This is a genomic window from Syntrophorhabdaceae bacterium (assembly GCA_035541755.1).
Classification (GTDB): Bacteria; Desulfobacterota; Syntrophorhabdia; order Syntrophorhabdales; family Syntrophorhabdaceae; genus PNOF01.
In genome coordinates, this window is the sequence record DATKMQ010000114.1 from 1 (window position 1) to 5,511 (window position 5,511).

6 protein-coding genes are annotated in these 5,511 nt (G+C 48.6%); all 6 read left to right on the plus strand.

Translation table 11 applies throughout. From position 1 onward, the window contains the following. Positions 1-77 precede the first annotated feature (77 nt). Positions 78-386, plus strand: coding sequence for a hypothetical protein (locus tag VMT62_11775; protein ID HVN97101.1), 309 nt, complete (start codon positions 78-80; stop codon positions 384-386). Between the two features lie 124 nt (positions 387-510). After that, a complete protein-coding gene (locus VMT62_11780) occupies positions 511-891 on the plus strand; it encodes a hypothetical protein (GenBank protein ID HVN97102.1) in 381 nt (126 codons plus the stop codon). A gap of 346 nt (positions 892-1,237) precedes the next feature. Continuing rightward, the gene (locus tag VMT62_11785) at positions 1,238-2,443 is read left to right on the plus strand and encodes a multidrug effflux MFS transporter (GenBank protein ID HVN97103.1); all 1,206 of its coding nucleotides are present in this window, start codon (positions 1,238-1,240) and stop codon (positions 2,441-2,443) included. A 370-nt stretch (positions 2,444-2,813) separates the two neighbouring features. Beyond that, positions 2,814-3,593 (plus strand): glucose 1-dehydrogenase, encoded by a 780-nt coding sequence (locus VMT62_11790; GenBank protein HVN97104.1) that lies wholly within the window; start codon positions 2,814-2,816, stop codon positions 3,591-3,593. Between the two features lie 39 nt (positions 3,594-3,632). Beyond that, positions 3,633-4,664, plus strand: a complete 1,032-nt coding sequence (gene dctP, locus VMT62_11795; GenBank protein HVN97105.1) for a TRAP transporter substrate-binding protein DctP — start codon at positions 3,633-3,635, stop codon at positions 4,662-4,664. A 293-nt stretch (positions 4,665-4,957) separates the two neighbouring features. Continuing rightward, on the plus strand, positions 4,958-5,158 hold the full coding sequence (locus VMT62_11800) for a cold-shock protein (GenBank protein HVN97106.1): 201 nt from the start codon (positions 4,958-4,960) through the stop codon (positions 5,156-5,158). Positions 5,159-5,511 lie beyond the last annotated feature (353 nt).

The window sequence follows — 5,511 nt, forward strand, 5'->3', positions numbered from 1 at the left end:
AAAGACGGCCAACAGAGGCAATCCGCCCGATCGAACGCCCTGGCTGATTTTTCAGGTTGGACAGGGGTATTGAGAATATGATGGAGAAAAATTCGATTGAAATATATGCTCTGATAATTTGCTTCATATCATTAGTGCTCGCTTCAGTTGCATTGGGAACAGGGATATACAGCCTTGTCGGAATGAAATATCCTGAAGTAGTAATAAGCGCAAATTCATACGAATCTCATAGAGATCTGATGCGACTCTTTGGAGTCAGCGATAAGGAGCTCAAGAGAGACGTAAATACGTTCACTGAGGAAGATAAGCGAATGCTTTGGTGGCATGCGCATAAAAGATACGTAGATGCTCTGGCTTTATACAAAAGCGTGATTTGCATGTCTTAGTTAAATCAATCATTATCTTTTGTGTATCAATGTCCTTTTTCATTATTCATTCAATAATTTTTGCGCGCGAAAGAAGAATGTTGCAACACACAATGAATAATATCGACCCGAAGGGAAGAGTGGTATGAACAAGAACGTACTAACTATGTACGCATTGATAGTTTGTTTTGTTTCGATAACGGTCGGAGCCATTGGTTTAGGGACGGGTATATATGGCCTTGTAGGAATGTATTATCCGCATATAACCATAAGGCAAATTGAATTAGAAAATGTTATCAATAACCTGGATCCCTTTAGTGCTGATGGAGAAGATGGAAAGGTCGAATATTCTAAGCTTTCGGAAGAAGCTAAACAACATATAATAGACACAAGAAGGACTATAGCCTTAAATATGGAAAAAAGAAAATCGCTTCAAGGTCTAATCGGTTCAACCGTCATTGTATTTGTAGCTTTGTTAGTATTTGTCCCACATTGGCTAATAGCAAGACGAGAGCGCAAGCATTAGGTTATTTGCTACATAATTACCGGATGGAGCTCACGGTCCGCCTGTACAAAGCGCCACGCATTTTTGTGAAAAGCCGATATTAAGCAAGGCGCTCAAATTTCAATACAAACTTGAACGTCAGTCTCTTTTATCGTAAACTTTTCACAGCACTCTAACCTTCCGTCGAATAATCACCTGTATTATTGCCGGAAAAACATCCTCTGAGCAGGATTAAGGAGAAGACAGGCGAGTAGCCGCCAGTGCGAGTGCGTCATTGTCCGGATTGAAAAGCGCGGCGTATCGACATGCATAAGGCGTATTCCGCACACGCCGGTTCTGTCGTGAAGTGTCGCGGGATACATTGATAATGGATCGAAAACGTTACAACACTATGATTCTTCTTCTTGGTTCCCTGTCGGCGATCGGGCCCTTCTCGATTGACATGTATCTACCCGGTTTTCCTGCCATAGCGGCCGGTCTGAAAACAGACATCGGCCACGTGGGGCTTTCGCTGACAAGCTATTTTATCGGAATCTCGGTGGGGCAGATGCTTTGGGGTCCATTGCTTGACCGTTATGGGCGGAAGAAGCCGTTATTGATCGGGCTCATGATGTACATACTGGCCACTCTGGGTTGCGCCTGCTCACCATCCGTACATTTCCTGATCGTCCTGCGGTTGTTTCAGGCCCTTGGAAGCTGCGTCGGCATAGTAGGCGCCAGGGCGGTTGTCCGTGATCTGTTTTCAGGCAGGGAGGCGGCCAGAGTGCTTTCCACTCTGATCCTGATTTTTGGCGTGTCCCCGGTTATCGCCCCTACGATCGGGGGTTTCGTGGCGACTGCACTCGGCTGGAGATTTATCTTTCTCATCCTCGCGGTCATTGCTGGATTCGTTCTTGTCATGGCCCTCAGATATCTTGATGAGAGTAAGGCCGCTGATTCCGCCATCTCCCTTCATCCGAAAAAGGTTGCGGTTGATTATGTCTCTCTCTTCAAGGAGCCTGTGTTCTTCACGTATATCTGTGTATCTTCTCTCAGCATGGGGGTATTCTTTGCCTACCTCGCCGGGTCCCCTTTGGTGTATATGAAGCTGAATGGTTTCTCGGCCACGCAATTCGGATGGATATATGGCGCCAACGCGGTGGGCCTGGTGATCGCAAGTCAGCTCAACCGGGTATTCCTGAGAGTGAAAGGCAGCGCTCAGATATTGCTGGCCGTAATCACTATGCAGTGCTGCTTGGCGCTGAGTCTTCTGATCTGGTCTTTTCTGCTCCCCGGCAAAGGGATAGGCATCCTGATCCTTCTCTCGGGCCTCATATGCTGCCATGGTCTTATTAACCCCAACTCGATAGCACTGGGGCTCGAACCCTTCGCACGGAAAGCGGGCTTCGCAGCGGCGCTTATGGGGAGTATCCAGCAGTTGATGGGGGCGGTGGCATCGGGGCTCGTAAGCTATCTTTACGACGGGACGGCGAGGCCCATGATTGGCGTAATGGCCGGCTGTTCAGTCCTGGCCCTCACCATATTGACGCAACGGCGTCACAGAGGACACGGCAAGACGTCCCCCGAAGATTGAACGAACATTCTGGCGTCTACATGTATCCGAAGAAGAGAATTCGGACACGCTTTGGTGAAAAAGAGAATCAATAGTGATACGGCCTGTCTGTTTTCTCCTTGAAATCCGCTTCCGATTGCGAGAGAATGGACTCATGGCAGGGGGAGCCGGGAAACTTAAGGCGGTGTTCGCCAAAAAAAGCCACATGAATGTCGTACTCGTTTGAGAGCAGACAGGCAGATATAAGTAGATCGGGTTCTGCGAGAGACTTGAGAGTCAGTTAGCAAGAGAAAAGCAAATGTGATAAGTTTGACTTAAGTTGTTCTGCTACGCCTTAATATGAGTCACCAGTAAATGATTAAAAAGAAAAATGGGGTATGGGAGGAGCAAGATGGCAAAATCGTTTGAGGGTAAGGTTGTACTGGTAACCGGCGGAAGCTCAGGGATCGGCAAGGCCACCGCACTGGCATTTGCAGCGGAAGGGGCAAAGGTTGTGGTAGCCAGCCGGAGTGTCGTGCCATTGCGCGACACTGTGCGCATGATTGAGGAAGCCGGCGGCACGGGAATGTTCGTCCAGTGTGATGTCTCAAAGGCAACTGAGGTCGAAGCTATGGTCAAAACCACGGTGGAAGCCTACGGGCGGCTCGACTGTGCCTTCAATAATGCAGGCGGAGGCGCTGTAGGAACACCCTCTGCTTTGATAGCAGACTGCGCAGAGGCTGACTGGGACAAGGAAATCAACGTGAACCTCAAGGGGGTATGGCTCTGTATGAAGTATGAGATCCCACAGATGTTAAAACAAGGGATTGGCGCCATTGTGAATACGTCCTCGGTAGCGGGACTCATTGTGAATCGGCCGGGCAGAGCAGCATACGCCTCAGCTAAACATGCTGTTATTGGTTTGACTAAAGCGGCGGCAGTGGAGTATGCCAAGGCAGGCATACGAGTCAACGCTGTGTGCCCAGGTCCCACCACGGTGCCATGGATTGAGAAGCTATTGGACGCACGTCCGGAGATGAAGGAGCCCTTTATGGAGGGATGTCTTTTACGCCGGCTGGGCGGGCCGGAAGAGGTTGCGCAAGCCGTACTCTGGCTCTGTTCGAATGCCGCCTCATTTGTTACAGGTATTGCGATGCCTGTGGACGGCGGCGTAGTGGTAGGAGCTAAATAGCCGCCTGATTCGAAGACAAAAAATAAGGGGGTAATAGAAATGAAAATGGCAAGAAACAGTATCATTTCATTGGTTGCGGCATGCCTTATCATGGCCGGAGTTGCAGGCGCAGCAATGGCCCAGCCGAAGAACGTCATCGAGATAACTTACGGCACACCCTTTGGTGTCGATCATCCCTTCAGCGTTACCGATAGGAAATTGATGGCAAAGGTCGAAAAAGAGACAAACGGGCAGGTGAAGTTTAAACCCTACTGGGGAGGAGCGGTGATAGGCGGCAGGGACGCCGTTGAGGAGCTCACCCAGGGGGCTGTTGATATGGCCTTTGTCAATCCGACAACCTCGAAGAGCGGTTTTCCGATCACCAAAGCCAGCTTTAATTTCTTCTATGGCGTAAATAATGTGGACGTGGGCGCCAGGGTCTTTAGGGAATTACTCACCAAGTTCCCCGATATTGAGAACGATTATAAGGGGATGAAGGTGCTCTGCTGGGGCGGGTTTATGAATCAGCTTATTACCAGGAAGCCTGTTCGGAAAATAGCTGATCTGAAGGGCATGAGATTAATAGCCTACGGTGACGTCGCGATTGCACTCAAAGAATTGGGCGTAGAAGGCATGTCCATACCGGGTGCTGAAGCCTATGTGGATCTGCAAAAGGGCATCATCGATGGAACTATCATCCCCGTCGAGGCACTCGAGTCCATGAAATTTGCCGAGGTGGCAAAGTATGTCTCGGTGATCAATTTTTACCACGCACGTACCGGCAGCAGGATGATGAACCTCAATAAGTTTAACAGCCTTCCCTCTGACGTGAAAAAGGTCATCGAGAGCAACATAGAATACTATAGCCGGGAGATGGAAGTCGAGTTCGAGGAGCACAATCAGCACGCGATGGATGCGGGAAAGAAGCTTGGTGTTGAATTCATACCCCTTTCACAGGAAGAGATGACAAAGTTCTATGCGCCAATCAAGACAATAGCTGTGAAAGAAGCGCAGGAACTCGATGCAAAGGGACTTCCCGGAACAAAGATACTCAATGAAGCGCAACGTCTCATCCAGTTGTATAGCAAGTAAGCGGATGCTTAAAAAGGGAAATTGGCTAAAGGCGACGGGATGGGTTATGCTCATCCCGTTTTCATGATTGGTTGCCGTCCGGGGGAATACCACGTTTTTTTCGGTAGTGGGTCAGTGACCCACTACCCTTTCTTCAAATGTATTGCTATTCTGCCGGTAATATGCAATAATAAGTCCAATTGAAAGTTTCGGAAGATTTGTTTGTAGTAACCGCAGAAAGATTCTTTTTTGTAGTATCTCCACAACACACAATCCGCATCCTTCAAAAATACTTAACAGAGAGGTAGTAGCATATGTTCAGAGGTACAGTAAAGTGGTTTAATGATTCAAAGGGTTTTGGTTTTATTACGAAGGATGACGGTACAGATGTCTTTGTGCACCATACTTCCGTTCAGGGGAGCGGTTTTAAATCGCTTACAGAAGGTGACGCGGTAAGTTTTGATCTCGTAAACGGACCCAAGGGTCCCGCCGCTGCAAACGTCTCCAAAGGCTAAACCAAACAAGGCAGGTTAAGTCTTCTTAACCTGTCTTTTCTTAACGAGACGTCGCAAAAGCACGGGATTGTTGCGGGATCAGCCTGATGGCGAACCGGGCCCTGAAGGCCCGCGTGCGCAACATTGGACAAGGCCTGTCAGGCGATCACCCTGCGAAATTCGAGAGGACTGCCAGTGCGTTCTACCATCGCGGAAAGAATAACTGGCTTCAACACAAACTTAAATTGATCAGGACGGAAGATTGATGTATAATGAGAGAACTTCAGCAGATGAATTTGCTAAAATGCCCTTTTGCAGCGAGAGGGCGTTTTCTGTCTTTGGAGAATAAAATGGCAAACAAGCGCTCTGAAATG